Origin of the sequence: Dyadobacter sp. 3J3 (assembly GCF_009801115.1) — a bacterium.
Taxonomy (GTDB): Bacteria; Bacteroidota; Bacteroidia; order Cytophagales; family Spirosomataceae; genus Dyadobacter.
This window is the reverse complement of record NZ_VTOL01000003.1, coordinates 222543-247850: the sequence shown is the minus strand read 5'-3', so window position 1 is coordinate 247850 and position 25308 is coordinate 222543. Positions and strand designations below refer to the sequence as shown.

General features: G+C 40.5%; 22 protein-coding genes. 17 read left to right on the top strand and 5 right to left on the bottom strand.

Annotated elements, in window-relative coordinates:
* Positions 1-36 precede the first annotated feature (36 nt).
* The 10 genes from nirD to FZF08_RS07990 all read left to right on the top strand — a co-directional run bounded on the left by nirD (position 37) and on the right by FZF08_RS07990 (position 10966).
* On the top strand, positions 37-390 hold the full coding sequence (nirD, locus tag FZF08_RS08035; RefSeq protein ID WP_159468122.1) for a nitrite reductase small subunit NirD: 354 nt from the start codon (positions 37-39) through the stop codon (positions 388-390).
* A 5-nt stretch (positions 391-395) separates the two neighbouring features.
* Positions 396-1823, top strand: a complete 1428-nt coding sequence (locus FZF08_RS08030) for a histidine kinase (RefSeq protein WP_159468121.1) — start codon at positions 396-398, stop codon at positions 1821-1823.
* A 17-nt stretch (positions 1824-1840) separates the two neighbouring features.
* Positions 1841-2512 (top strand): response regulator transcription factor, encoded by a 672-nt coding sequence (locus tag FZF08_RS08025; RefSeq protein WP_159468120.1) that lies wholly within the window; start codon positions 1841-1843, stop codon positions 2510-2512.
* 322 nt (positions 2513-2834) lie between these two features.
* Positions 2835-6164, top strand: a complete 3330-nt coding sequence (locus FZF08_RS08020) for a SusC/RagA family TonB-linked outer membrane protein (RefSeq protein ID WP_229216475.1) — start codon at positions 2835-2837, stop codon at positions 6162-6164.
* 14 nt (positions 6165-6178) lie between these two features.
* Positions 6179-7660 carry a RagB/SusD family nutrient uptake outer membrane protein gene (locus tag FZF08_RS08015; protein ID WP_159468393.1) on the top strand — a complete coding sequence of 494 codons (1482 nt, stop codon included), beginning with the start codon at positions 6179-6181 and terminating at the stop codon, positions 7658-7660.
* A 48-nt stretch (positions 7661-7708) separates the two neighbouring features.
* Positions 7709-8632: a substrate import-associated zinc metallohydrolase lipoprotein gene (locus tag FZF08_RS08010; RefSeq protein WP_159468118.1), complete on the top strand. Its 924-nt coding sequence runs from the start codon at positions 7709-7711 to the stop codon at positions 8630-8632.
* Positions 8633-8659: 27 nt separating this feature from the next.
* Positions 8660-9976: a DUF4302 domain-containing protein gene (locus FZF08_RS08005; RefSeq protein WP_159468117.1), complete on the top strand. Its 1317-nt coding sequence runs from the start codon at positions 8660-8662 to the stop codon at positions 9974-9976.
* Between the two features lie 118 nt (positions 9977-10094).
* Positions 10095-10352, top strand: coding sequence for a hypothetical protein (locus FZF08_RS08000; RefSeq protein ID WP_159468116.1), 258 nt, complete (start codon positions 10095-10097; stop codon positions 10350-10352).
* 12 nt (positions 10353-10364) lie between these two features.
* Complete coding sequence (locus tag FZF08_RS07995; RefSeq protein WP_159468115.1) at positions 10365-10550, top strand: hypothetical protein; 186 nt, start codon at positions 10365-10367, stop codon at positions 10548-10550.
* Between the two features lie 20 nt (positions 10551-10570).
* Positions 10571-10966 (top strand): hypothetical protein, encoded by a 396-nt coding sequence (locus FZF08_RS07990; RefSeq protein WP_159468114.1) that lies wholly within the window; start codon positions 10571-10573, stop codon positions 10964-10966.
* Positions 10967-11061: 95 nt separating this feature from the next.
* On the opposite strand, the gene FZF08_RS07985 is transcribed toward FZF08_RS07990, so the two are convergent.
* From FZF08_RS07985 to FZF08_RS07975, 3 genes are all read right to left on the bottom strand, one after another.
* The gene (locus FZF08_RS07985; RefSeq protein WP_159468113.1) at positions 11062-12525 is read right to left on the bottom strand and encodes an alpha-L-fucosidase; all 1464 of its coding nucleotides are present in this window, start codon (positions 12523-12525) and stop codon (positions 11062-11064) included.
* A 180-nt stretch (positions 12526-12705) separates the two neighbouring features.
* The gene (locus FZF08_RS07980) at positions 12706-14124 is read right to left on the bottom strand and encodes an alpha-L-fucosidase (RefSeq protein ID WP_159468112.1); all 1419 of its coding nucleotides are present in this window, start codon (positions 14122-14124) and stop codon (positions 12706-12708) included.
* Positions 14125-14236: 112 nt separating this feature from the next.
* On the bottom strand, positions 14237-15271 hold the full coding sequence (locus FZF08_RS07975; RefSeq protein WP_159468111.1) for an isoaspartyl peptidase/L-asparaginase family protein: 1035 nt from the start codon (positions 15269-15271) through the stop codon (positions 14237-14239).
* Between the two features lie 260 nt (positions 15272-15531).
* On the opposite strand from FZF08_RS07975, the gene FZF08_RS07970 reads away from it, so the two are divergent.
* Positions 15532-16170: an ATP-binding cassette domain-containing protein gene (locus FZF08_RS07970; protein ID WP_159468392.1), complete on the top strand. Its 639-nt coding sequence runs from the start codon at positions 15532-15534 to the stop codon at positions 16168-16170.
* Positions 16167-17249, top strand: a complete 1083-nt coding sequence (locus FZF08_RS07965) for a hypothetical protein (protein WP_159468110.1) — start codon at positions 16167-16169, stop codon at positions 17247-17249. The genes FZF08_RS07970 and FZF08_RS07965 overlap by 4 nt, the downstream gene beginning before the upstream one ends.
* A 46-nt stretch (positions 17250-17295) precedes the next feature.
* Here the strand turns inward: FZF08_RS07965 and FZF08_RS07960 are convergent, their stop codons facing one another.
* Both FZF08_RS07960 and FZF08_RS07955 read right to left on the bottom strand, forming a co-directional pair.
* Positions 17296-18009: an SDR family oxidoreductase gene (locus tag FZF08_RS07960; RefSeq protein WP_159468109.1), complete on the bottom strand. Its 714-nt coding sequence runs from the start codon at positions 18007-18009 to the stop codon at positions 17296-17298.
* A 101-nt stretch (positions 18010-18110) separates the two neighbouring features.
* Positions 18111-18368, bottom strand: coding sequence for a hypothetical protein (locus tag FZF08_RS07955; RefSeq protein ID WP_159468108.1), 258 nt, complete (start codon positions 18366-18368; stop codon positions 18111-18113).
* A 233-nt stretch (positions 18369-18601) separates the two neighbouring features.
* Between FZF08_RS07955 and fabG the strand changes: the two genes are divergently transcribed.
* The 5 genes from fabG (at position 18602) to FZF08_RS07930 (ending at position 25297) form a co-directional block, all read left to right on the top strand.
* Positions 18602-19348, top strand: a complete 747-nt coding sequence (gene fabG, locus FZF08_RS07950) for a 3-oxoacyl-[acyl-carrier-protein] reductase (RefSeq protein WP_159468107.1) — start codon at positions 18602-18604, stop codon at positions 19346-19348.
* Positions 19349-19681: 333 nt separating this feature from the next.
* Positions 19682-21763, top strand: a complete 2082-nt coding sequence (locus FZF08_RS07945) for a VWA domain-containing protein (RefSeq protein ID WP_159468106.1) — start codon at positions 19682-19684, stop codon at positions 21761-21763.
* 171 nt (positions 21764-21934) lie between these two features.
* Positions 21935-22783 (top strand): DUF2279 domain-containing protein, encoded by an 849-nt coding sequence (locus FZF08_RS07940; protein ID WP_229216455.1) that lies wholly within the window; start codon positions 21935-21937, stop codon positions 22781-22783.
* A 92-nt stretch (positions 22784-22875) separates the two neighbouring features.
* Positions 22876-23859, top strand: coding sequence for a DUF2027 domain-containing protein (locus tag FZF08_RS07935; protein WP_159468104.1), 984 nt, complete (start codon positions 22876-22878; stop codon positions 23857-23859).
* A 94-nt stretch (positions 23860-23953) separates the two neighbouring features.
* Entirely contained in the window at positions 23954-25297 is a 1344-nt protein-coding gene (locus FZF08_RS07930) for a DUF4403 family protein (RefSeq protein ID WP_159468103.1), read from the top strand.
* Positions 25298-25308 lie beyond the last annotated feature (11 nt).

The following is a 25308-nucleotide window of genomic DNA, read 5'->3' as shown; positions in this document are numbered from 1 at the left end:
TATGTTATCGATAAATCATTCCTATAAAAATCCATCATGGAACCAACACAAAATACAAAAGACAGAATAACCTGGCATCTTGCCTGCAACGTAAACGATATCCCGGAAGACGGCGGAGGTACTGCATTAATAGAAGGCAAACAAATTGCTATCTTTAACTTTACCCGCCGGGGTGAGTGGTATGCAACAGATAACGAATGTCCGCATCGCCAGCAAATGGCGATCGGACGGGGGATGATCGGCAGCCAGGGAGAAGAACCCAAGGTAGCTTGTCCTTTTCACAAAAAAACGTTTTCATTAAAAAGCGGCGACTGCCTGAATGACGAAGGTTACAAGATCAATACATTTCCCATTATCATAAAAGAAAATCAGGTTTACATCGGATTGTAAAAAGCATGGAAAAACTCGAAAGTCAGGTCGCTGATCGCCTTACCCGTTATTATATTGTCGCGCTGACTTTGGTAGCCGTGCTCACGGTCAGCGGACTTTTTTTAATCCGAAGGACGATCAACAACCTCAATCACGACAGTCGGGTTGTCAATGTTGCCGGGCGGCAGCGTATGCTAAGCCAGCGGCTGACGAAACTTGCGATATTACAAACCGAGAAAATTCCTACCAGCGATTCAGTTAAAATTGACTCCTTACTCAATATCTGGAAAGTCAGCCACGAACAATTGCTTCGCGGGCGAATCAAGATGGAAAGTGAATTTGTGGTTTTGAAAAGTGATTCAATAAAAAGCATGTACCGAAATCTGGAACCGGTTTTTCAGACGATGTATAAAAACTTCCTAATTATTGACAGCCCGGCAGTCTCGGAAGCGGAAAAGAAAAAGGCCCTCCAAACTATTCTTTCGACAGAGCCTGTATTTCTCAGTCAAATGGAAGCCATCGTTTTTCAATTTGATAGAGAAAGTTTTGGAAGGATCAGGATTTTGGAGCAAATTGAATGGATTCTTGACATTCTAACCTTATTGGTTCTTCTGGCAGAAGGAATTTTAATTTTCCGGCCTGTTGTGAATACTACGCGACGGGTTGTTCGTTTGCTGGCAGCATCTGAGGATGCCGTGCGCGTAGCAAATAAAAAATTGAAAATATCAAACGCTCAGTTGATTCGCGCGCAGGATGATCTGATTAAGAGCGAGGAAGAAAAATATCAGTTGCAATTAGCCGAAAACCGGGTCAGGGCTGCTGCATTAATTGAGGGGCAGGAAGAGGAAAGAAAACGATTTGCTCTGGAGCTGCACGACGGAATTGGGCAAATGTTGACCGGATTGAAACTTCAGGCCGAAAAACTGAAACAAATGCAGTTTGATGATGAAAAACAACGGCTTCGTTTTGACAAACTCGTTGCGCTTATTCAGGATACCATTCAAACGACACGACAGGTTTCTTTTAATTTGATGCCTTCCGTTTTGAGTGATTTTGGATTAAGTGCCGCGCTTAACCTGCTTTGTCAGCAAATACAGGAAACTTCAGGCATTTCTGTACAATATATTGGTATTTCCCATCGCCTGGATCTTAGCAAAACCATGGAAATTGGCCTGTACAGAATTGCCCAGGAAGCGTTAAATAATGCTGTTAAACATTCGGAATCGGATAATATTAAGATAAAATTAGAACAAAACACGAATCAGATTTTTTTGGAGATTGAGGATGATGGGAAAGGATTTTTAATTAGTAATTTGAAAATTAAAAACGGATCCTTTTTGACACAGAACGGTATTGAAAACATCCGGACGCGTACGCAGTTACTCAACGGTGAAATGAAAATTATATCGAAAGTGGATACTGGCACGAGGCTGGTTATTAATATCCCTGTGTAATCATAAATCTGAACGAGATGCCAATACGTATACTAGTCGTTGATGATCATTCGGTGGTGAGGCAAGGTATTATAACCTTGATTGAAGATGAGGAAGATATTCTCATCGTGGGAGAGGCTTCGGATGGCGATGAAGTGCTGGATAGTGTTTCAAAGTTAAGACCCGACGTGGTTTTGCTTGATCTGACGATGCCGCGAATGTCAGGCCTTGAAGCTATTAAATTATTGGTGCCGGTTTTTCCGGATGTCAAAGTGCTGGTTTTCAGTATGCACAACAATCCGGATTATATTCTGGCGGCAGTAAAGAACGGAGCTGCGGGATATCTTCAGAAAGATACGGGCCGGGATGAAATCCTGAAAGCCGTGCGTAGTGTAGCGGCTGGTGAATTGTACTATCCTCCGAATGCATCCTCCATTATTATACGAAATCTTGTTCTTCCCAAAAAAGAAGAAGAAGTTACGGAAGTCAAAAATGTTAATCCCGCTTCTGTTTGGAACAAAATGACACCGCGTGAACAGCAGATACTGCAATGTCTTACGGAAGGAATGAGCAGCAAAGATATTGCTGAGCATTTCACAATCAGCTCAAATACAGTTGCCAACCAGCGCGCCAGCATTATGCGAAAGGCAAATGTTAAAAATACAGCTGAACTTATCGGATTAGCGCTCCGGGATCGGGAAAAAGTGTAAAATTTGCACCAAGAAATGTAACCGATAATGGGAAAAGAAATTTTTTTCTTACATTTATTAGCAAGCGCCCCTCTCCATACATATCTTGTACTATTAAAGTCACTTGGTGTCACAAATTTGGCATTTGGGCTTATCTTTAAAATATTATTTTATAAAAAAGTATTTAAGGTTAGAACATATCTAACCCGGAAAATAATCGTTTATTAGATTGTTTATCCGTATCATTGAGTTCATTAAAATTTGAGACCTATTTAATATAGAAATTTACTACAATTCAAGTATGAAGATTTTTTATCGGACCAGTGGTTTTCGACCATACTTTGTGTTCTTGTTAGGTATATTTTTGTGTGCCGTTTTGACAATAAATCCAAAGCAGGTAGCAGCTGCAAATATTGAAGTCCGTGGCGTTGTGAAAAGTAAATCCGGAGAATTGCTGATCGGTGCCACGATACGGGTAAAAGGCGTTCAAAAAGGAACGGTTTCAAATGAAAAGGGAGAATTTGTACTGCCCGATATTAACGAAGGAGCTACGCTGGTTGTGACCATGATCGGCTTTTTACCTTCTGAATTCCCCGCTGCAAAATTTGTTACAATAGAATTGAATGAAGATGCCGTTGGTCTTCAGGATGTGGTTGTGACTGGTTTTCAGCAGATTGATAAAAGTAAATTCACCGGTTCCGCTGTTACTTTAAAAACGGACGATATCAGGATTGATGGACTTCCGGATGTTAGCCGTATGCTTGAAGGCCGTGCTGCCGGGGTTTCAATTCAAAACGTTTCCGGTACTTTTGGTGCTGCGCCCAAGATCCGTATTCGTGGTGCGACTTCTTTAAATGGGGATAATAAGCCCCTTTGGGTAGTGGATGGGGTTGTTTTGGAAGATATAGTCAATATCTCTAACGACCAGCTTTCCAGCGGTGATCCCACCACGCTGCTAGGTTCCGCCGTTGCCGGCCTTAACCCAAATGATATTGAAACTTTTGACATCCTGAAAGATGCGGCCGCGGCTGCTTTGTATGGTGCGCGTGCGATGAACGGTGTTATCGTAATTACTACCAAAAAAGGGAAAGCGGGGAAACCGGTAATCAGTTATTCAGGCAATTTTAGTACACAATTAAAACCTTCTTACAAGAATTTCAACATCATGAATTCTGCCGAACAAATGTCTGTTCTGGGAGAGTTGGAAAGAAAAGGATATCTGAATACAAGTGTTCTGGATAATCCGGATTATGGTGTTTATGGCAAATATTACAGTTTACTGAATGGAAATTCTGATGGTACTTTTGGTATTCCCAACACGCCGGAAGCAAAAAAGGCATTTCTTCTTCGTTACGCCGGAGCCAATACGGACTGGTTTGATGTATTATTCAAAAACAATTTTTTACAGGAACATTCTCTAAGCGTTTCCTTTGGAACGGATAAATCGCAATCCTACTTTTCTACCAGTTTTTTAAGTGATAACGGCTGGACTGTGGTGGATAAGGTAAAACGTTACACACTCAATTTCAGGAACACCTACAAATTGTCTGATAAACTTACGCTCGGATTTTCAACACTTTCTTCGGTTCGTCAGCAAAGAGCGCCGGGTTCTTTAACGCGCCAGAGCAATCCTGTGGATGGTACTTACGGACGTGATTTTGATATCAATCCGTTTAGTTATGCGCTTAACACAAGTCGCACGCTGACTGCTTTTGATGAAAATGGTAACCGCGATTTTTTCAGAAGAAACTACGCTCCGTTTAATATTCTGACGGAACTTGAAAATAATTACATCGATCTGAATCTGATCGATATAAGGTTGCAGGGAGATTTGGCTTACAAAATCACGCCGCATATCCAGTACGATTTTGTAGGCGCGCTTCGGTATATTCACACAGGTCAGGAGCATCAGATTACTGAAAATTCCAACATGGCCAATGCTTACCGGGCAGCTGGAAATTCTACCATCGCTTTAAAAAATAAATTCCTGTATAAAGATCCTGATAATCCTGATGCATATCCGGTCGTGGTTTTGCCGCGTGGTGGTTTTTACAACCGAAACGAAGATGAAATGACTTTTTATAACGTTCGGAATAACCTTCGTTATAATAAAGTTTTTGGAGAAAGACACGCGGTTAATGCGCTGGTTGGACAGGAACTTAAATTTACAAACAGACAAAATTCTAATAATACAGGGTACGGCTATCAATATGATCAGGGAGGAGTTCCTTTTGTTGATTACCGGATATTGAAACAGACAATTGAAAGCAATTTCCAGTATTTCGGAATGACCAAAAGTTTTGACCGTTTCGCTGCATTTTATGCAAGTTTGGGTTACACTTTGGACGACAAATATAACTTTACCGCCTATGCCCGTTACGACGGATCAAACCGTTTTGGGAAATCGGCAATCGGCCGCTGGCTTCCTACCTGGACTGTCGCGGGATCATGGAATCTTGATCATGAAGAATTTATCAAAAACCTTTCCTGGATCAGTTATGCCAAATTGCGCGGAAGCTATGGATTAACGGCAAGTACGGGGCCGGCAACAAACTCGGCTGTTTTGCTGAAAAGTATTATTACAAATCGTCCGTTTACAGATGAAAAAGAATCGGCGATAGATCTTGCTTCGCTTGCTAACCTTGAACTTACCTGGGAAAAACTTTATAGCGGTAATATTGGTCTGGATCTTGGACTTTTGGGTAACCGTTTCAATATCACAGCAGACGTATATCTGAGAAACAGTTTTGACCTTATTGATAAAATAAAAACGTCCGGTATTGGTGGCCAAACCTACAAAATTGCCAACTACGCGGATATGCAGTCAAAGGGAATTGACTTATCTCTGGAAGCTGTAATTCTCAAAACAAAGGATTTCTCCTGGCGTTCACGTTTTACTGCTGGTTATGCACATACGCAGATTACAAGCGTGGATAACCTGCCTACGATTTTTGATATGGTGAAGGCGGAAGGAGCCAATATTCAGGGCCATCCGGTAAGAAGTTTGTTTTCTGTTGATTACCGTGGACTGGATCCAAAAACGGGTGTGCCTACTTTCCTGAATGAAAAAGGAGAGGTGAGTAAAGACGTTTATCTCCAGGATTTGAATACTTCTTACCTTAAATACGAAGGCCCGGTAGATCCGCCGCTTACAGGTGGTTTGAACAATACGTTCATTTACCGCAATATCACCATGAACGTGTTTTTTACAGGACAGGCAGGAAACAAAATTCGCTTGAATCCGCTATATAAGGGAACGGCAGGTTCAAGACCTGGTTTTAGCGATCTTGATGCAACGCCAAGAGAATTCAAAGATCGATGGGAAAAACCGGGCGATGAAAAAATTACGAACATTCCTGCAATACCGGATATTTTGGAAAACCAATATCTGGCCGGGATATATCCGTACACGACTTACAATTATTCCAGTCAGCGTGTGGCCAGCGGAAATTTCGTTCGGCTGAAATCGGTATCGCTTGCTTATCGACTTCCTTTGACCATGATTAAAAGACTTGGTATGACGGCTGCTTCCATTCAGGTATCAACAATCAACCCATGGCTGGTTTATTCCGACAAAAAACTGAAAGGGCAGGATCCCGAATTCTTTAATACCGGTGGTGTGGCACAGCCGATTCAAAAGCAGTTTACGGTAGCCATCAAGTTTACTTTATAATGAAGAAATTGAAAATGGAAAACAGATATATAAACAGACTTTTTGTTTTACTGCCGTTATTGATACTGATGGGTTGTAATGACTTTTTGTCAAAAGAACCAGATAGTACACGTGCCACACTGGAAACGCCGGAACAGGTATCGCAATTACTAACTACCGCTTATCCGCAGGGTGGATATGTATCTTTCGGTGAGGCCATGAGCGATAATGCAGCAGACAAAGGCGTTGGACAGGATGACCGTGTCAACCGTGGTTCTTATCTTTTTGAAGTGGTGGACGCACCTGTAAACATTGAAGATTCACCGGATATGTATTGGGCAAAGGCATATAAGGCAATCGCTGCCACCAATCTGGCTCTTCAGGTGATTAGTCAGGCGAAAGATCCTTCAATTTTTTCCGCACAAAGAGGAGAGGCTTTGGTTGCACGCGCCTATGCGCACTTTATGCTCGTCAGTTTTTTCTCTAAATTCTACAATCCGACAACAGCAGCGACAGATCCCGGAATACCTTACGTTACCGAACCGGAAGATGTTGTGATTAAACAGTATGAAAGAAAAACAGTGGCTTATGTTTATGAAATGATTGAAAAAGATCTGCTTGAAGGACTTCCTTTGATTAAAGATGTGTCGTATACAGTTCCAAAATATCATTTCAATACCGCCGCTGCCAACGCTTTTGCCAGTCGTTTTTATCTCGTAAAAAGGGATTATGCCAAAACGCTTTCTTATGCAAATGCCGTTTTTCCCTCAGGTGATCTGGCTAGTAATCTTCGTCCCTGGAACACGGACTATCTACCTCTGACACCCGACGCCTTATTCAAAAGATATGCGAGAGCGAGTGAACCAGCAAACTTATTGCTCGTAGAAACTACTTCTGTGTATGGTCGTTATGTAGCTCAATATCGCTATGGCCTTACTAATGCAAAATGGTCAGAAATAAATCAGATCAGCGGATTGACAGGTGCCTCCGCAAGCTGGGCATTTCCTGTTTATACACAGGGTGACGGAAACCTTCTTATCCCCAAGCTATCTGAATATTTTGTTAAGCAATCTGTTAATGCAGAAATCGGTGATCCCTATGTTATGGTTCCTTTATTTACAGCAGAGGAAGTTTTATTCAACCGTGCAGAAGCAAATCTGTTTTTGGGAAATACAACCGCTACGCTTTCAGATATTAATGTGTTTATGAGTAAAAGATTAAGAAGTTATAATCCAACCACTTTTTCAGTAACACTTCCTAAAATCCGGACTTATTATGGACTGAGCAATTCTGCATCTAACAACTCGCAAGGACTTTTATTATCTATTGCGGATCTGCGCAGAATTGAATTTACACAGGAAGGTATGCGTTGGTTTGATATGCTTCGTTATGGAATTGCAGTTGATCATACAACCAGAGAAGGTGCGACGATTTCCATCGGCGTTGACGATCCAAAAAGAGTGTTGCAATTGCCACAGTCTGTCGTTCAGTCGGGTATTCAGTTAAATCCGAGATGAGTAATTGAATTTTAGCTTTTGAAAAAATATATTAATGATCTTTATAAGATGAATATTAAAATTACTTATAACTACCTCCTTTCTCTTCTTGCCCTTGGCCTTTTGCTGATCTCCTGTAAGGAAGATTCGATCGGTGACGTCGCAGAAATTGCAGACCTTGGTGGTATTACTATACCGCCAACAGTTATTGATAACTATATTAAAGACAGCCTGACAACTCCTTACAATATTCAGATGAAATATCGTTGGGACCAGTTTGAGTTTGGGGATGTTACTAAAACGCTGGTACCGCCGAAAGAGGAGAAAATTATTCCTTTGTCAAAGGTTGTTAAAAGTGCATGGATCGTGCCTTATGTTCAGCAAAAAAGCCTGACGTTTTTCAATATGTACTCTCCCAAAACTTTCATTCTTTCTGGAAGTGTGCAATACTTGTCGAATGGTGGCGTAGTACTTGGACAAGCCGAGGGCGGTAGGAAAATCGTACTTTTTGATGTAAATAATTTTAAAACCCGCGGAACGGCAGACTACGTAGCAGCGACGGATTCTAACAAAGTGAAAGAATTTGTACACACCTTGCAGCACGAATTCGGGCATATTTTACATCAGAACATTCTTTATCCTGTTGAATTTAAAACCGTTTGCAAAGGATTGTTTCAGGGAGAAAACTGGATCAATATTAGTGATGCAGAAGCGCGGCAGGATGGATTTGTTACAGCGTATTCTAGTTCAGGTTTTGATGATGATTTTGTTGAAACCATTTCGATCCTACTGATTGAAGGAAAAGGCGGCTGGGAAAAAATTATAAATTCAATCCCTGCAGGTTTTAGTGTAAACGGTACAAGTCAGGCCGATGCACAAGCGAAATTAAGAAGAAAAGAAGCACTCGTGGTTGGTTATTACAAGACTGCCTGGGGTATTGATTTTTATGAATTACAAAAGAAAACCCGCGCCGCGCTGGTTCCGTTGTTATAAGAAATTGTTCGTTCAAAAAGATTTCCAATGAAAAATAAGTATCTGTCCTATCTGTTATTATTTCTTCTTGCCGGACTTTGGTCATGCAGTGATGACAATGACGTTTTTGAACAAACAGCGGATGAACGTATCAATGCAGCGCTGGCCGATTACCAGAAACAATTATCCGGTTCGCCATATGGATGGAAGGGCATCATATATCCGGGCGGCGGAGGTGTGTATAGCTTTTATTTCAAATTCAATGATCAGAATCGTGTTGTTATGTATTCTGATTTTGCTGCGGAATCTGCTGCTACGCCAAAAGAAAGCAGTTACCGGTTGAAAGCGATGCAAACGCCGTCATTAATTTTTGACACCTATTCTTACCTGCACGTATTGGCGGATCCGGACGGAGGGGTCAATGGAGGGAGTTATGGTGATGGTTTGAAATCAGATTATGAATTTTCTTTTAATGGTGATTCCCTCAATACCGGAAATATTACTTTAACGGGTACCAAAAACCAAAGCAAGCTTATTTTAATCAAGGCAACGCAGGAAGAAGCCACGGCTTATGGAAATGGAGGAATGGCTAAAAGTTTGCTTTTTAGCAATATTTCCAAATACCTTACTTATTTTAAACGTTTTGTTGCAGGTGGCGTTACCTACGAAATAGCCGTAAACCAAAATGTACGTACGATCACATTAAACTGGCTAACCGGCACAACAGTTAATTCGTTTACTACTGATTATTATTACAGCTCAACCGGCGTTTCATTTTTAACTCCGTTTGTTAATGGCTCGACAACCCTGAACGGTTTTACAAATATCACCTGGGACGCTGCGAATATGGTTTTGGGCGTTACAGCTTCCGGAACAAAAACAACAATTGTTGACGCCGCAAAACCTATAAAGGTGGATGTGGCCGCCGCGAAGAGGTGGTATCAGGCAGCGTTGTCGCAGGATAGCTATTGGTTTGCTCCTGATGGCTTTCATGTAAATGGTGTTGACGATGCATTTGGAGTAAATACGTTGCAAGAGGGGACATCTAAATACTACTACTACATTTATTATCCTCAATTCGGCTCTAATTATGATTTATTCGGTCCACTCTTTTACACGCCTGATCAGAATTTGGAAATACAATACTTTGATGCAGTTACTTCACCGCCTACTTTCTCTACAGACGGAAGGATAATTTTTAAGGCCTTGGGAACTTCACAAACTTATCCGTCATCGGGACCTGTTGTGCTTTCAAAGAATCTTTTTTATGATACAAACGGATTCTACATCATTCAGCTTTCAGATAATGCCTACGATATGGTAAGCGCGAAGGATGGTAAGGGGTGGATTAGCTGGCAGCGGTAAAGAATAGAAATATACTAAATTAAAACCCTGATTTGATCATGTATTTTCCAGAAAATATGTGACCAAATCAGGGTTTTTCCGTATTACCAGAGCACAAATGTTAACCAAGCTCTTCATTATGAAAACAAAGAATATCCTGGTCTATTACGGATTGATTTTTATACCTCTCGGTGTATTAGCTTTTTGCACAAAAAACCATTTAATCAGCCCGATTGTATTCGTTATCGGCTTACAGATTTACGCTTTCTTATATCATCCTTACGTGAGCGGCCTGCGACTATTAGCTTTAAACAAACTGGAAAGGAAGGATTTCTGGCGTATGTTTATTCCGTTTTGGGATACGAAATTCTTCAAGACTTTATTTCTGGATTTTTAAACCGATTACGGTATGAAAAGGATTATATCAATTTTTTTAATCGGAATGCTGATCGTATTGATCGGTTGTTTTCTTTTTATAAATTTTGATGGCAAAATGACCGGAAGAATGGCCATGTACCTCGGTTGGTTTACGGAAATCTTGGCTATATTTCTTTTGGTAAGATATTTCAGGAAAAAAGGTAAGCAAAGAATTTAGTTACTTCAATGCTAACTGATATGAAAGTTTCTAAAAAAGTGCTGTTTTATCTGTTCCTGGCGGTTATGGTTTTCGGAGCCATCATCAATATAATCTACCCCTTGAATGAAGACCTTTACAGCAATTTGCATAGCTATCAGAAATGGTTTTTAATTGGTATTGCAATTCTAACTATTGTCAATGAAATTAGAAACTGGAATAAACCAAATGTAAATTTTGAAAATCAGCAGGAAAATGCTTCCGCCAACTCCATAACACTTGGCCGCAAAAAGATAATCGCTATGGTAGGAATGGGGATTGCCTTAATTGGCCTTGTGCTTCTGTTAGCGTTGGATTCACCGCTTCCTGGCAGCATTACTACCAGTGGCGGACTACTCATCTTATACTATTCAATGTATTTATTCTGGAAAAAATAGCTTCTGGAATTGTCATTATTACCAAAATAAGGTCAAACAAAAAGCCCTTTGACGACTGGCGTCAAAGGGCTTTTTTCTGAAAAAATATCAGTCAGTTACATTGAATCCTTATACAATCCAAATTCACTAATAGCCACACTAACTGGTGATTTGGTAATTCTCAATCTGAATTTTTGTCCTGTTACCGGAGCCGATAATTTGATTAAACGTTTTGCACCAACACTTGTTCCTGTTGCTACTTCTTTCCAGTCAGTGCCTTCCCAAACATCTACTGCAAAACCTTCAATTCTTTGTCCCAGTTTAATGTATTCCTGTAAACTGATGATATCAAACGTTACAGGATTGCTAAGATCGATTGTCACTTCCGGCGTTTTGAAATCTTCATCCGTTGCCCAGTAAGATTCAGGTTTTCCGTCTAAAATATTTTTCGCGCTGTAAATGGAGTTATAGCCTCTTACGTTAACAGCTTTTGAACTCGCACGTGCAATTAGATTTGTTGCAAAAGTATTTTTCACACGGTCTCCAAATGTTTTTAACGCTGCTACGTCATCTTCATGAAGCTGGCCTCTGGTATCGGGAGCAAGTCCTAAATCCAGGCCTGCGCCGCGTCCAACGCTTTTTAAGTATAATTCAAAAAGTTTTTCAGGTGTTTTTGGTTTTTGATCCGGATGGTAGAACCAGCCTTTGCGTAACGGAACATCACATTCGGCAGGAATCCAGAATTTTCCATTTCTCGTTCCGCCCGGATTTTCATCAGCATTAGCCTGACCGGGAACGGCAACATTTTGTCCTTTGGAAGGAACCGGTGTTAAGGTCGCCCAGGAAGTTTCAGCGGCTTCTCCGTTTTCATTTCCAACCCAGCGAACATCCCAGCCAACATCACTGAAAATATTAGCCGTCGGCTGCAATTTACGGGTCAGGTTAGTCCAGGTGGAATCCCATTGGTAATACGTTGTATTGTCTATCGAGCGTTTTTCTTTCGCACCGCCATAATATCCGTCACCGCCATTGGCGCCATCATGCCAGGACATGAACAACGGACCGTAATTTGTGTAAAGCTCTTTGAGCTGTTCGCGGTAAATAGCCAGATATTCGTCTGTCCCGTATTTGGGATTATTCCGGTCCCAGGGCGAGCAATAAACACCAAATTTCAAGCCATGTTTACGGGCTGCGTCTGCAACCTCTTTAACCATATCGCCTTTTCCGTCACGGAACGGGCTTTTAGATATATTATATTCAGTGGTTTTCGTTGGCCAAAGTGCGAAACCATCATGATGTTTTGCAACAAAAACGATACCTCTCAAACCACCTGCTTTTGCAGCAAGTACGATTTGTTCAGCATTAAAATCTTTTGGATTGAATGATTTAGGATCCGCATCGCCAAAACCCCATTCCTTGTTTTCAAAGGTTGTCGGAGTGAAATGCATAATACCATAAACTTCTGTTTCATGCCATGCGAGCTGCCTTGGAGCAGGTAGGGCACCGTAAGGTTTGGGAGGAGTTTGTGCGAAGGTATTAATGGCCGTCAACAAAAGTAACGCGGCTATTGATTTTATCATTTTTGTTTAGATGTTTTCCCTGTTGTATGTATACTTATTTTGGAATCCTGCTACTATTAACAAATATAAGATTACTTATCAAATTTTAACCGCAATAGACGCAATAGAATTCGCAATGGACGCGAGCGTTTACAATTGCGTCCATTGCGAAACCCATTGCGTCCATTGCGGTTAAAATTACTAGTTAATCACAAACAAATAAGCCGGTTGAGCCCCAACTTCTGCAATTGTTTTTGCCGGAACTTCAATCATACCATTTTTCATACGCAAGGCTTTTTTATTACCAGCAATAGTAATTTTCGCTGTGGCAGGAATTGTCAAACCATCCGGTTTTAAACTTGCAGGAACTGCTTCCCCTTTTTCAGCAAGATAAAATGCATAGGTAGTATTTCCTTTTTTAGTGTAGGCCCATTTTCCCTGACGATATGGTGCAGCAGGTTTGGTTTCATAAATGCCGACGCTGTTTACGTTCATCCATTTTCCAATCTCATCCAGGCGCTGATATGCTTCTTCGTGCCATTCTCCATCAGGTCCCGGAGCGATATTGAGCAACAGGTTACCTCCTTTGGCAACGATATCAATCAAAGTATGAACCAGTTTTTCAGTCGATTTGAAATTTTCTTTTGGAATGTAAGACCAGGAATCACCCATTGTCAAACAGGATTCCCATGGAATAGACATGTAGTGATCGGGAATTGACTGTTCAGGGGTAACGTAGTTTTCAAATTCACCCGTAACAGTACGGTCTACAACCAATAATCCTGGCTGATGTGAACGCGCCATTTTTGCGATTTTGGCCATATCAATATCCTGATCATACGGAATACTTTTCTGCCAGCTGATGTTTGGATCAATGGTACTTTTAGGACGAATCCAGCCTCCATCCAGCCAAAGAATGTCAACAGAACCATAATCTGACATCAATTCTTCAATCTGATTGTAGGTAAAATCCTTGAATTTATTCCACTGGTCAGGGTATTTTTTAGGATCATAAGAAACGTTACGGTCTTTTGGTGGGAAATATTTCCACCAGTAAGACGGTGTATTCCAGTCAGGTTTTGAGAAGTAAGTCCCCGTCATAAATCCCTGATTACGGAAAGCAGAAAGTACTTCCTTCGTAACATTTGCTTTTGGATTGGTTTTGAAAGGCGTGTTCGTGATTTTATAGTCGGTATACTTGGAGTCAAACATCGCAAATCCATCATGGTGTTTAGTTGTAAAAACAACATATTTCATCCCTGCATTTTTTGCCGCCAGCGCCCATCTTTCCGGATTGAATTTTACCGGATTAAAAGTTTTTCCAATTTCTTCATAAGCTTTTTTGTATTCAAACCAGTCATGGGAATGTGGTCCGCGGCGTTCACACCAGCCTTCATCTTCCGGGCAAAGCGACCAGGATTCTACAATCCCCCATTGGCTGTAAGTACCCCAGTGCATCAAAAGGCCGAATTTGACATCCTGCCATTTGCTTAATTTTTGTTGCACCAAAGGATCGGTTGGTGCGATATAATTGGAGTGATTTTGCTCAGAATGCTGCTGCGCAAAACTGACTGTTGTTAATAATAGGAGTATGGAAGGAAGTATACTGTTTAATTTCATTTTCTTAATAATATGGTTCAATTGTAGTAAATTGTCTGAATCCTGGTACCGGCAACAAGCTTGTTTCTACCAAGAATCTGATTGCCGACTGCTGAAAGCCGATTGCCAGATATCAGGCGAAGTGGCTTTTCGCATTGATCACTTTTCCTTTGCCACCTTTTTCAGTGACGGTATAGTTAAATCCTTTCTGAACAGAATATGCGCCAACTTCACCTTGCTTATTAATTGCAATTAAGCCAACCTGAAAAGTTTTGGCACGTTCCGGATTTGGTTTTACAATTCTTTCCACGGCTTTTTTACATGCCTCATAAGGAGAAAGTCCGTTACGCATAAATTCAACAACAAGGTGTGTTCCGCAAACGCGAATTACCTCTTCACCTTGTCCGGATGACGTCGCCGCGCCTACTTCATTGTCTACAAACAAACCTGCGCCGATGATGGGTGTGTCACCCACACGTCCACGCATTTTGAAACCCATACCGCTGGTCGTGCACATGCCCGAAACATCGCCATTGGCATCCAGCGCAATGGTTCCCATGGTGTCATGATTGAAAGAACCATCGTCAAAACGGTTGGGAGCGAAAGGTCCGTGTCCTCCTTTTGGATGTGCCTGCTGATGTTCGATATTGATGACCGGTTTATATTCTGCTTTTACCAGCCATTCTTTATAGGCTTTTGCCGCATCCGGAGACAGCTCGCCAGATTCAAGCGGAAACCCGTTTGCGATTGCAAATTGTTGTGCACCAACTCCCGCCAGAAAAACGTGCGGAGTAGTTTCCATTAATTTTCTGGCAACTGAAATCGGGTGTTTAATTCTTTCCAAAAACGCTACCGAGCCACAGTTTGCCTTTTCATCCATGATACTCGCATCAAGCGTAACGTATCCGTCGCGGTCAGGATTTCCACCCAGACCAACGCAGCAATTGATATCGTTTTCAATGGCAATCGCGGCTTGTTCAACAGCGTCGAGCGCTTTTCCACCTTTTTCCAAAACAGGCCAGGCTGCCGAATTGGCAATTTGCCCGCTATCCCAGGTCGAAACGACAATTGGTTTATTAACCGCCGTTGAGGCAAATAGTTTATTAATTTGAGTAAACGGAATTGCCAGGGCTGACAAGCGTAAAAAGGAACGGCGGGTTGGTTTCATGTTCAGGAGTTGTTCTTATTTATGGATAGATTTAGTAAGGAATGAATTTGGAATTTTTTCAAAGAAGGTTATGACAATCTATGAATGATAAATGTGATGCAATTTATTAAAAATTTTTAAAAAGTCGGATAGTTAATTTATTTTGTCTTGTTGCAGGTTGATCTTTATCTTCTTTTATTTTTATGAAAAACCGCCGATTATTAGATTGCATATTAACGTTTTTGTTACCTTTAATATAAAATAAAATTATATATAGATTGATGGTTCTGGAAATTCAAAATCTATCACAGCGATACGGATCATATGAAGTCCTGGCAATTCCTTCATGGACAGTGGATTATGGAATTTACTGGATTCAGGGAGAAAACGGTGCGGGAAAATCAACATTATTCAGAACTCTGGCAGGCATGTTGCCAAGTTCGGGTGATATTATTTTGGATCAAAAATACAATCTTAAAAATCAGCCGGTTGACTATCGTTTGAGATTAAATCTGGGAGAAGCTGAGCCGTTATATCCTTCTTTTCTGACGCCGGGTGATTTGATAGCTTTTGTGGCCGAAGCAAAACAAAGTCCCGCAGGACAAGCCGAAATGCTAATCGACGCTTTGGGAATTAACTATTTGAAAAATTCTTTTGGAAGTTGTTCAAGTGGAATGGTTAAAAAAGTATCTCTTGCCGTCGCTTTTCTGGGAAATCCGTCCGTGATTATTTTAGATGAGCCACTTATTACCATTGATAAGGAAGCAAGAATGTCGCTTTTCAATCTGATCGAAAACTACCACGCAAGGGGCGTTACTTTTCTAATTTCTTCTCACCAGCTTTTTCAACAAGAAGGGTTGAGCGTAACGGCAAGTTTTGCTCTGAAAAATAAAAATTTAATAAAGCTTGAAGCTGTATGAAAGTGTTGATGATTTCTACGGTTCAGGCATTTTTCCGGCAGCGTTCGGGAATGTTTTTTGTTTTGATGGGTTTGCTTTTCGGATTTCTGAGTGGGAGAGAGCATTATGCTTTTGCAGTTTTCTTTCTTACAGATCGATTTGGGATGCTGTATTTGGGCGGGATCTGGCTTTTGTACACGCTTTTATGTCTGCATTTTATCAAAACATTATGGATACAGCCGGAATATAATTTTATCTATAATACTCGTCTCTGGCCATCTTCGAAACGCTTTTTGCGATTTGGAATGATGGCACTCGGTTTCTTGCAACCCATTTTGTATTATGGCATTTATATCATTTCCATAGCCAAACAGGATAGATTACTAGGAAATATCTGGCCAATTTTCGTCTGGTATATTTTATTCAGTTTATCACTTATTTTATTATCAGAATGGCGAATCCGCAATCCGGTTTTGTATCATGCCAAAAATAAAACAATTTTTAACTGGCCGTTTCCAAGACCGGTTTCCTGGATATACTGGTCGGTAGAATGGCTTTTCCGGGAGAGAGGACTTACTTTGCTGGCCTGTAAAGCAGGAGCGATTGGTGTTTCGATGTGTACCTTAATTTATTATAATACAGATAATTACGATCTTAGATTACCGGCAGTCGGATTGTCTTTAGGTTATCTTCTAAATGTCGGGATTTCGTTTGAACTCTTTCATTGGGAAAACGAAGTTTGGCTTTGGAACAGATCTTTGCCCATCTCGATAACCACCCGCTTCAAAAGAATTCTATTGACTCATGCTTTGATTATCATTCCCGAAACTTTAATTGCTGCAAAATATCAGTTGCTTTCTTTATTTGAAATTATACAATTGTACGGATTGGGTCTTGCAATTCTTATGCTTTTTCATGCTTATTTGTACAAACAAGGGGGAATACTGGAAGATCTGCTAAAACCAGTATTAATTGGTTTCGTGATTTTGACTTTGTTCATTTTGTATAAAATTCCGGTCTGGGGACTTGCCGGTGCAGGATTGCTTTCTTCTTTTTACTTGTATTCGAAATGGTATGGAAGAAATGAAATTAGTTTGTAGCAAACAGCTTTTTCAAAAATAAAACTGCTTGCTACAAAACCTAAAATTATTTTCCTGGAACCGAAGGTCTTACTTCAATTTTACTTGGTAAAGTCCGGGCTGGCATTTTGATTAAATCGGAAACGATCTGTCCTATATCTTCCGGCTGGATTTTCCACGCATCCTTTTCTGACGGTGTATGATCTGCAAATTCAGTAGCAACAGAACCCGGCATGATCGTCGAAACTTTGATACCGTCTTTTCTTACATCCATCATCATCGCTTGGGAAAATCCTACCAAACCGAATTTACTGGCATTGTAGGCCGTTCCGTCCGGGAAAAAGTTGGTTCCGGCAAGACTGGAAATATTGATAAAATATCCTTTTGTTTCTTTCAACGCGGCAAGTGTAGCTTTTGCACTGAAAAATACGCCTGTAAGATTGATATCAATCGTTTCCTGCCATTGTTCAACAGTCAGATGGTAAATTGGGGCAAAATGGCCCACGCCGGCATTAGCAATCACATAATCAAGTTGTCCCCATTTTTCAAGAATTATTTTTACTGCATTTTGCTGAGATTCCAGACTGCGTACATCAGACTCAATTCCAATTGCAGAGCCTTCACGGGTTGCATTCAGTTTAGCGGCCGCTTCATCAGCGCTTTTTTGTGAGCGACTGGTAATTGCGACCTGAATTCCATCTTTAACAAGTGCTTCGGCTACGCCATATCCAATTCCTTTTGAGCCTCCGGTGATCAGGGCTGTTTTTGTTGATTCTGCCATTTTTGTTGAAAATATTTTATGACCGGAACGGTCAATTAGTAATTTAGTTTTATAAACAGGGCAACAAAGACAGTGCCAGGAAGGTTTGGGTGGAGGGTGATTTATGAATTATTATATTGAAAAACGACGTCTGTTTTATTTTTTTCAGCATTTAGTCTTTTTTTACGAACCTCTGCAATTTCATTTAGAATCTCCTCTTCGGAAATTTCAGAAGATTGTGGAAGTGAGGCAGATAATGTTTTCCAACGCTCTGACCATGTAGGTCGATTGGGTAATAATGTGATCAATCCCCAATCGGCAAGGCTGTCGATAAGTTTTCTAACCTTCGCACGTTTTATTTGTATTATTAAATTTTCCATTTAAGGACTTTGAAGATTCATTTACTAAGGTAATTGAACTTCATCTAAATACAGGTTGTGAATTCAATTACTTTATTCCTCATTTGATTAGATCTTTTAATATCAAAATAAGCAAACAAAGATCTTCTTTTTCCAACACGGCCCACAACTTTCACCCTCCCAATTTTTGTTCGTGCAAGACAATACCCTATTTTTGCGACTCGAAACAATTCTATCCGATTTTTATCCTGTTTATGAGATTAGTAGAAAATAAAGTGGCTTTGGTAACCGGAGCTTCCCGTGGTATTGGACGTTCCATTGCTTTGCGCCTGGCTCAGGAAGGAGCGAACGTGGCTTTCACTTATCTTTCCAGCGTGGAAAAAGGTGAAGCTTTGGTAAAAGAACTGGAGGCATTTGGTATCAAGGCAAAAGGATACCGTTCCGATGCAGCGGATTTTCAGCAAGCCGACCAACTGGTTACTGACGTTATCGCAGATTTTGGAAAACTGGATATTCTGATCAACAACGCTGGCGTAACCCGTGATGGTTTGCTGATGCGTATGAGTGAAGAAAACTGGGATACTGTTATCAATATCAATTTGAAATCGGTATTCAACCTTACAAAAGCAGCTACTAAAAGCATGGTTCGTGCGAAAAGCGGATCCATAATCAATATCACTTCGGTTGTCGGTATTAGTGGAAATGCCGGGCAGTCTAACTATGCAGCTTCAAAAGCAGGTATTATCGGTTTTACAAAATCGATTGCCTTGGAGCTTGGATCAAGAAATATTCGCTCCAATGCAGTAGCACCAGGTTTTATCGAAACTGAAATGACGGATGCAGTAGATTCAAAAGCGGTGGAAGAATGGAAACAATCTATCCCAATGAAACGCGGAGGACAGCCTGAAGATGTTGCGGATGCCTGTGTGTTTTTAGCTTCTGATATGTCACGTTATATTACGGGGCAGGTTTTGCAGGTTGATGGTGGGATGCTTACGTAGAGTTGAAAGTGGAAAGCGACCGCCGCTCGGTTGAAAGTGTGGAGAATGGGATTTTGTGGATCAACTTGAAGTTATATAATCAGGAAAAGAGCTTCGGCTCTTTTTTTGATTTAGGGTAAATGTACTTTACGATTTGTTTTTTCTATTGTTTTGAAAGAGTGAAAAATGCCATTCCGTGTGGCTATGAATTGTAATTTTAGCTGATTTGATGATTATTCCATTTTTTGTTCCTTATATTTTATTGTAATAATATTTACTACAATAATGCTTTCTGGAAAACTGTTTACTATATTTCTGTAATACTGTTTACTGCGAAACTGCTTTCTCACAATTATGCGTTCAGAGCTTATATTTCAAACTCCATATTGGTTCATTATTATTTGTCTTCTCGCGGGTGGTGCTTATGCGTTGCTCTTGTATCAGCCGGAAGCTTCATGGAGTAGGAAATTAAATTATGCACTGGCCGCTTTGAGGGGTATCGTAGTGGCGTTTATCTGTTTTTTGTTACTGAATCCTTTAATTCGCAGAACCGAAAGTTCAGTTGATAAAGCCAAAATCGTATTTGCAATTGATAATTCAGAATCGCTCAATGGAGTAGGGCAGCCGGTATTAAAACAAATTGAAGCTGCCGAAAAAGAATTAAATGATGCAGGTTATGAGGTAAGTGTTCAAACTTTTGACAAAACAAGTACGGGTTTAGCCACAGATTCTATCCAGTTCAATAAAAACAAAACCGATCTTTCCGGATTACTTCAAACGGTTAAAAGTAATTTTGAAGGAAGAAACCTGACGGACGTTATTTTGCTTTCGGATGGAATTTCTAATCAGGGTCTCTCCCCAACTTTTAATCAGTTTCCTTTCAAGGTTAATACAATTGCAGTTGGTGATACTGTGCCTGATCTTGATATAAGAATAAAAGATGTTGTGAACAACCGGGTAGCGTATCTGGGAAATGATTTTCCAATCCGGGTTGATATTGCGGCGAATGGATTGGCCGGAAAATCTACAACGGTTTCTTTAAAACAAAACGGACGCATTATCTCGACTCAGACGGTAACTATTGATCGTTTATCTTATTTCAAATCTTTTGATTTTACTACATCATCCAAACAAAAAGGTGTTCAGCATTACACCATAGAACTTGGAAATATTCAGGGTGAATCTTCGGCCCGGAATAATAAAAGAGATGTTTATATTGATATTATCGACGGTCGACAGAAAATACTTTTGCTTGCCCTGACTCCGCATCCGGACGTAAAAGCGCTGAGAAGTCTGATTGAAAGTAATGACAATTACGAGCTTGATGTTACTATTCTTACAGCATCTCAGGGAGCTGCGGAATCCATAGGAAATAAACCCTACGATCTGGTCATTTTGCATCAGATTCCTAATGTTTTGGGATTGGGCAATGCGCTGGTTCGAAAGATCCTGGATGCTAAAAGACCTGTTTTTTATATTCTGGGCAATCAATCCGCAGTTCCGTTGTTGAATACGCTGAATCGCTCGCTGACGGTTAATATCAATCAGGGGCAGTTTGATAAGGTTACAGCGCGATACAATCCGTCATTTCAGCAGATTAATTTTAACGACGAAAGTATGAAGTTGCTCGAACGCCTTCCGCCGCTTTCAGTTCCTTTTGGGGAATACACAATTTCGCAGGGAACAGAGACGATTTTGTTTCAAAAAGTCGGTTCTCTGAATACGACAAAACCACTTTTGGTATTAAATACAGCAACGGAGCAAAAAACCGCAGTTCTGGCGGGTGAAGGAATCTGGCAATGGCGGCAGGAAGAATTTGCTTTAACAGGAAAACATGAATTGGTGGATAATCTTTTTCAAAAAGTGATTCAGATACTTTCGGTTCGGGATGATAAACGAAAATTCAGGATTTATCCGGTTCGTCCGGAATTTGACGCGGGCGAAGAAGTTGTTTTTCAAACTGAAATCTACAACGATATTTATGAACCGATTTATGGACAGGAAGTAAAACTCGATATAACGGATGAAAAGGGAAAAACAAAACAATACACTTATACGCATTCTGCTGAAAATCCACGTTTCAATATCAGTGGGTTAACGGACGGCGTTTATCGTTTTCAGGCAAGTACTGCTGTGCGTGGTATGCAGGAAAAAATTAACGGACAGTTTGTTATCAGAAATGTGGATATTGAAATGGCCAATACTACCGCCGATTTTGGTATGCTCCGCGAACTGGCTGCAAAAACCGGTGGAGAATTTGTTCAACCTGCCACTTTAACACAACTAATTCAAAAACTAAAAACAAACCGATCGCCTGATCGACTGGAAAGTAGCGAGGATATGGTTGAGCTGATTCATTTAAAGTGGTTATTTTTCTTAATTCTCTTACTTTTGGGAACAGAATGGGGATTGAGGAAATATCATGGCGGATATTAAATCGATTTTTTTCTTAAAACCTTAAAATCAATAAAGTTATAAATCAACAACTTTCTGATCGGGCAAAAGCTAATATCTTAAAGCTCCTTTCGGTACTTTTTAATGAAATATTTTAAACTTATACGCTTTCTTTTTTTTACCAATTTACTGCTCTTTGGCCAACACTTTGTGATGGCGCAGGGGGCGGAAATTACAACAGATTCTACCGCAAAAGTTATCCCTAATTATAAGCTTTTACATGGCATTTTTGCAGCGCAGTCGGTACTCTATCTTGGGACAATTTACGGACTTAGCAAATCATGGTACAAAAACCCACTGACCAACTTCCGGGTACAGGATGACACTTATGAGTGGCTGCAAATGGACAAAATGGGGCACGTTTACACATCCTACCAAATAGCCCGCCACACTGCTGAAATTTATAAAAAAACAGGTATTTCAAAAAAACAGATGATGATCTATGGCGCCATTTCCGGTGTCATTTTTCAAACGCCTATCGAAATTCTGGACGGATTTTCTCCTGACTATGGATTTTCTCCGGGCGATATGGTTGCGAATCTGACCGGTTCCGTGATTTATTTAGGGCAAATTGCGCTTTGGGATGAGATACGGATTCAGCCTAAATTCTCTTTCCATTTTACCTCACTCGCTGCACAACGTCCTAATCTGCTGGGAAGTAAACCGACGGAACGCTGGCTGAAAGATTACAATGGACAAACGTATTGGTTTTCAGGAAGTCCGCGCTCATTTTTCAAGCATAGCAACTGGCCGCCCTGGTTATGTTTTTCAGTTGGTTATGGTATTCAAAATATGATTTCCGCAGATCCGAAACAGAGTACGGAACTGGGATATCGTCCGTACCGGCAGTATTATTTTTCTCTTGATATTGATCTTACAAAAATTAAAACCCGGAGCAAGTTCGTCAGAACGATTGCTTTTTTGGCCAACTCACTAAAAATTCCTGCACCTGCGCTTCAGATAAGTAAAAAAGGAGTGGATTTCCGGCCATTATATTTTTGATAGTAAGAAGGCGGGAACATGATGGAAAGAAAGAAGTAACTTTGTGATGACGGAAGTTTTAATAAATCGTCATTGAATTAAATCGAATAATTATGAATATTGGAGATAAGGTAAGATTGGTTCACGGCCGTGAGGAAGGAATTGTTTACGCATTTTTACCTGGCAATGTAATAGAAGTTGAGATTGAAGATGGTTTTCGTATTCCTGTGTTGCGTAGCGAGTTAGTAACGATATCACCTGTTGAGTCACAACGTTTGAACAGAACTCCTGCCGGACAATCGATTGCGCCGCAACGTGAAAGAATTGCACCGCGTCAGGCTGCATTTTCGGAAAAAGGAATTTATATCGCTTTTGTTTCCATTAATGATAAAGCTGTAACACTGCATATTATCAACAATTCCGACTGGACATTACCATTCAGTGCAACTACGCAAGTGGAAAATGTACATGTGGGATTGGCTGCCGGAGTATTGCAGCCAAGAACATCGCAAAAACTTACGGAATTACAGATGAAGGATTTTGAAAACTGGCCGGTTTTCTCTTTCAACCTGCTTTATTTCAGGGAAGGTGCTTTTGATGCCTTGCTTCCTTTTCAGAAGAAAATAAAATGCCGCGCGCAGTCTTTCTACAAAAGTAAAGGACCGGCTCCGGTAATTGGCAAAGATGCTTTTGTGTTTCAGCTGGATGAAGAAAATGTTAAAAAGGAAGAAGTTGTTGTAAAATCCGATATCCAGGAACAACTTCGTACAAGTTTAATGGGTGGCTCGGTAACGCCTAAAATTGAAATTGAAAAACCGGAAGGTATTGTTGATCTGCATGTTGAGAAAATCGTTGAAGATTCTTCAAGATTGTCGAAAGACGAGATTTTGAAAAAACAACTTGCAATTTTTGAGACGAAACTGGAACAGGCCATAGGAAATGGCATGGAAGAAATCACTTTTATTCATGGTGCGGGAAGTGGCGTGTTGCGCGATGAACTGCATCGCCGACTGAGCAAAAATCAACATGTTCAGTATTTTAAAGATGCTCAAAAAGAAAAATTCGGATACGGTGCAACGCTCGTTAAAATTAAATAAGCGCTTTAGGCGTGTAATCTGGTTCATTTTATTGACAGGGATCGGACTGAGTCAATGGCAATGTCGTCCTAAAACCACTACGCCGAAAAAACCTATGGAGGAATATTTGTATTCAGACACAGAACTTCAGAATGAAAAACATCTGTCGGTAATAAATTTACCCATAGAAATGCCCATTTCTGAGCTGGAATCGCAGATCAATAGCCAAATTAAGGGTTTGATTTACGAAGACAACAGCTATGAAGATAACGGCGATGATAACCTGAAAGCAAAAGTCTGGAAGTTAAGTCCGATTCGAGTTGTAGCCAAGGATTCAACTTTTTTATTTGAAGTTCCGCTCAAAATCTGGGTCAGCGCGGGTTATAAAGTTAGTCCTTTGGGATTGACTTTATCTGGGTATAAGGACACGGAGTTTTCAATCAGTATCCGTTTAATTTCAAAAATAGGTATTTCACCAGATTGGAAGCTGAAATCAGATACTTACGTGGACAGCTACGACTGGATCACGGAACCAAATGTGAAAGTAGCCGGTATCAATATTCCTATTAAAAGCATGGTGAGCCGGATGCTGAACAAAAATTTTGAAAAGATAACATCAGCTATTGATCAGCAGGTAACGGGTAGTATTGAAATAAAAAAATATGTTGAAGCAGCCTGGGCGCTGGCTCGTCAGCCGGTTTTGCTGTCAAAAGAATTTGACACCTGGCTTGTAGTAACGCCTACTTCCATTGTTATGTCACCATTAATGGCCAGTAATAACATCTTGCGGGCATCTATCGGTATCAAAGGCTATACTCAAACGGTGACATCGGCGATCAAGCCGCTTATAAAGCCAATTCCGAAATTACCTGATTTACAGATTGCCGAGAAGGTTTCTTCCGATTTTCGGGTAGGGCTGATCAGTCTGGTTTCCTATGAAGATGCTGCACGCCTTGCAACAACCCAGTTCGCTGGACAGAAATTTTCATTTTTGGGAGGAAAATATAATGTTGAAGTTACTTCTATTGAAATGTATGGTCAAAATGAACGGCTGATAATAAAGGCCGGGCTGAAAGGCAGTATGAATGGAAGTATATTTCTGAAGGGAACTCCCTACTATGATCCGGTTTCTCAGAAATTGTCTTTGAAAAATTTAGATTATGATCTGGATACGAAAAGTACAATTATTAAGACGGCAAATTGGCTCTTGCAAGGGAAATTTACCAAAATGATGGAGAAAGAAATGGTTTTTGGTATAGGAACGCAGATGGCAGAGGCTAAAAAAAGTATCCAACAGACACTTTCAAATTATAAAGTTACAGACGGTGTACAATTAAAGGGAACGCTTACCGAGATTACCCCAGATAAGGTTTATTTGACCCCAAAACACATTTATTCCGTAGTTTTTGCTCAGGGTAATGTCAATTTACGCGTAGAAGGATTGCGAAGTTTTGAGTGACAAATACATTT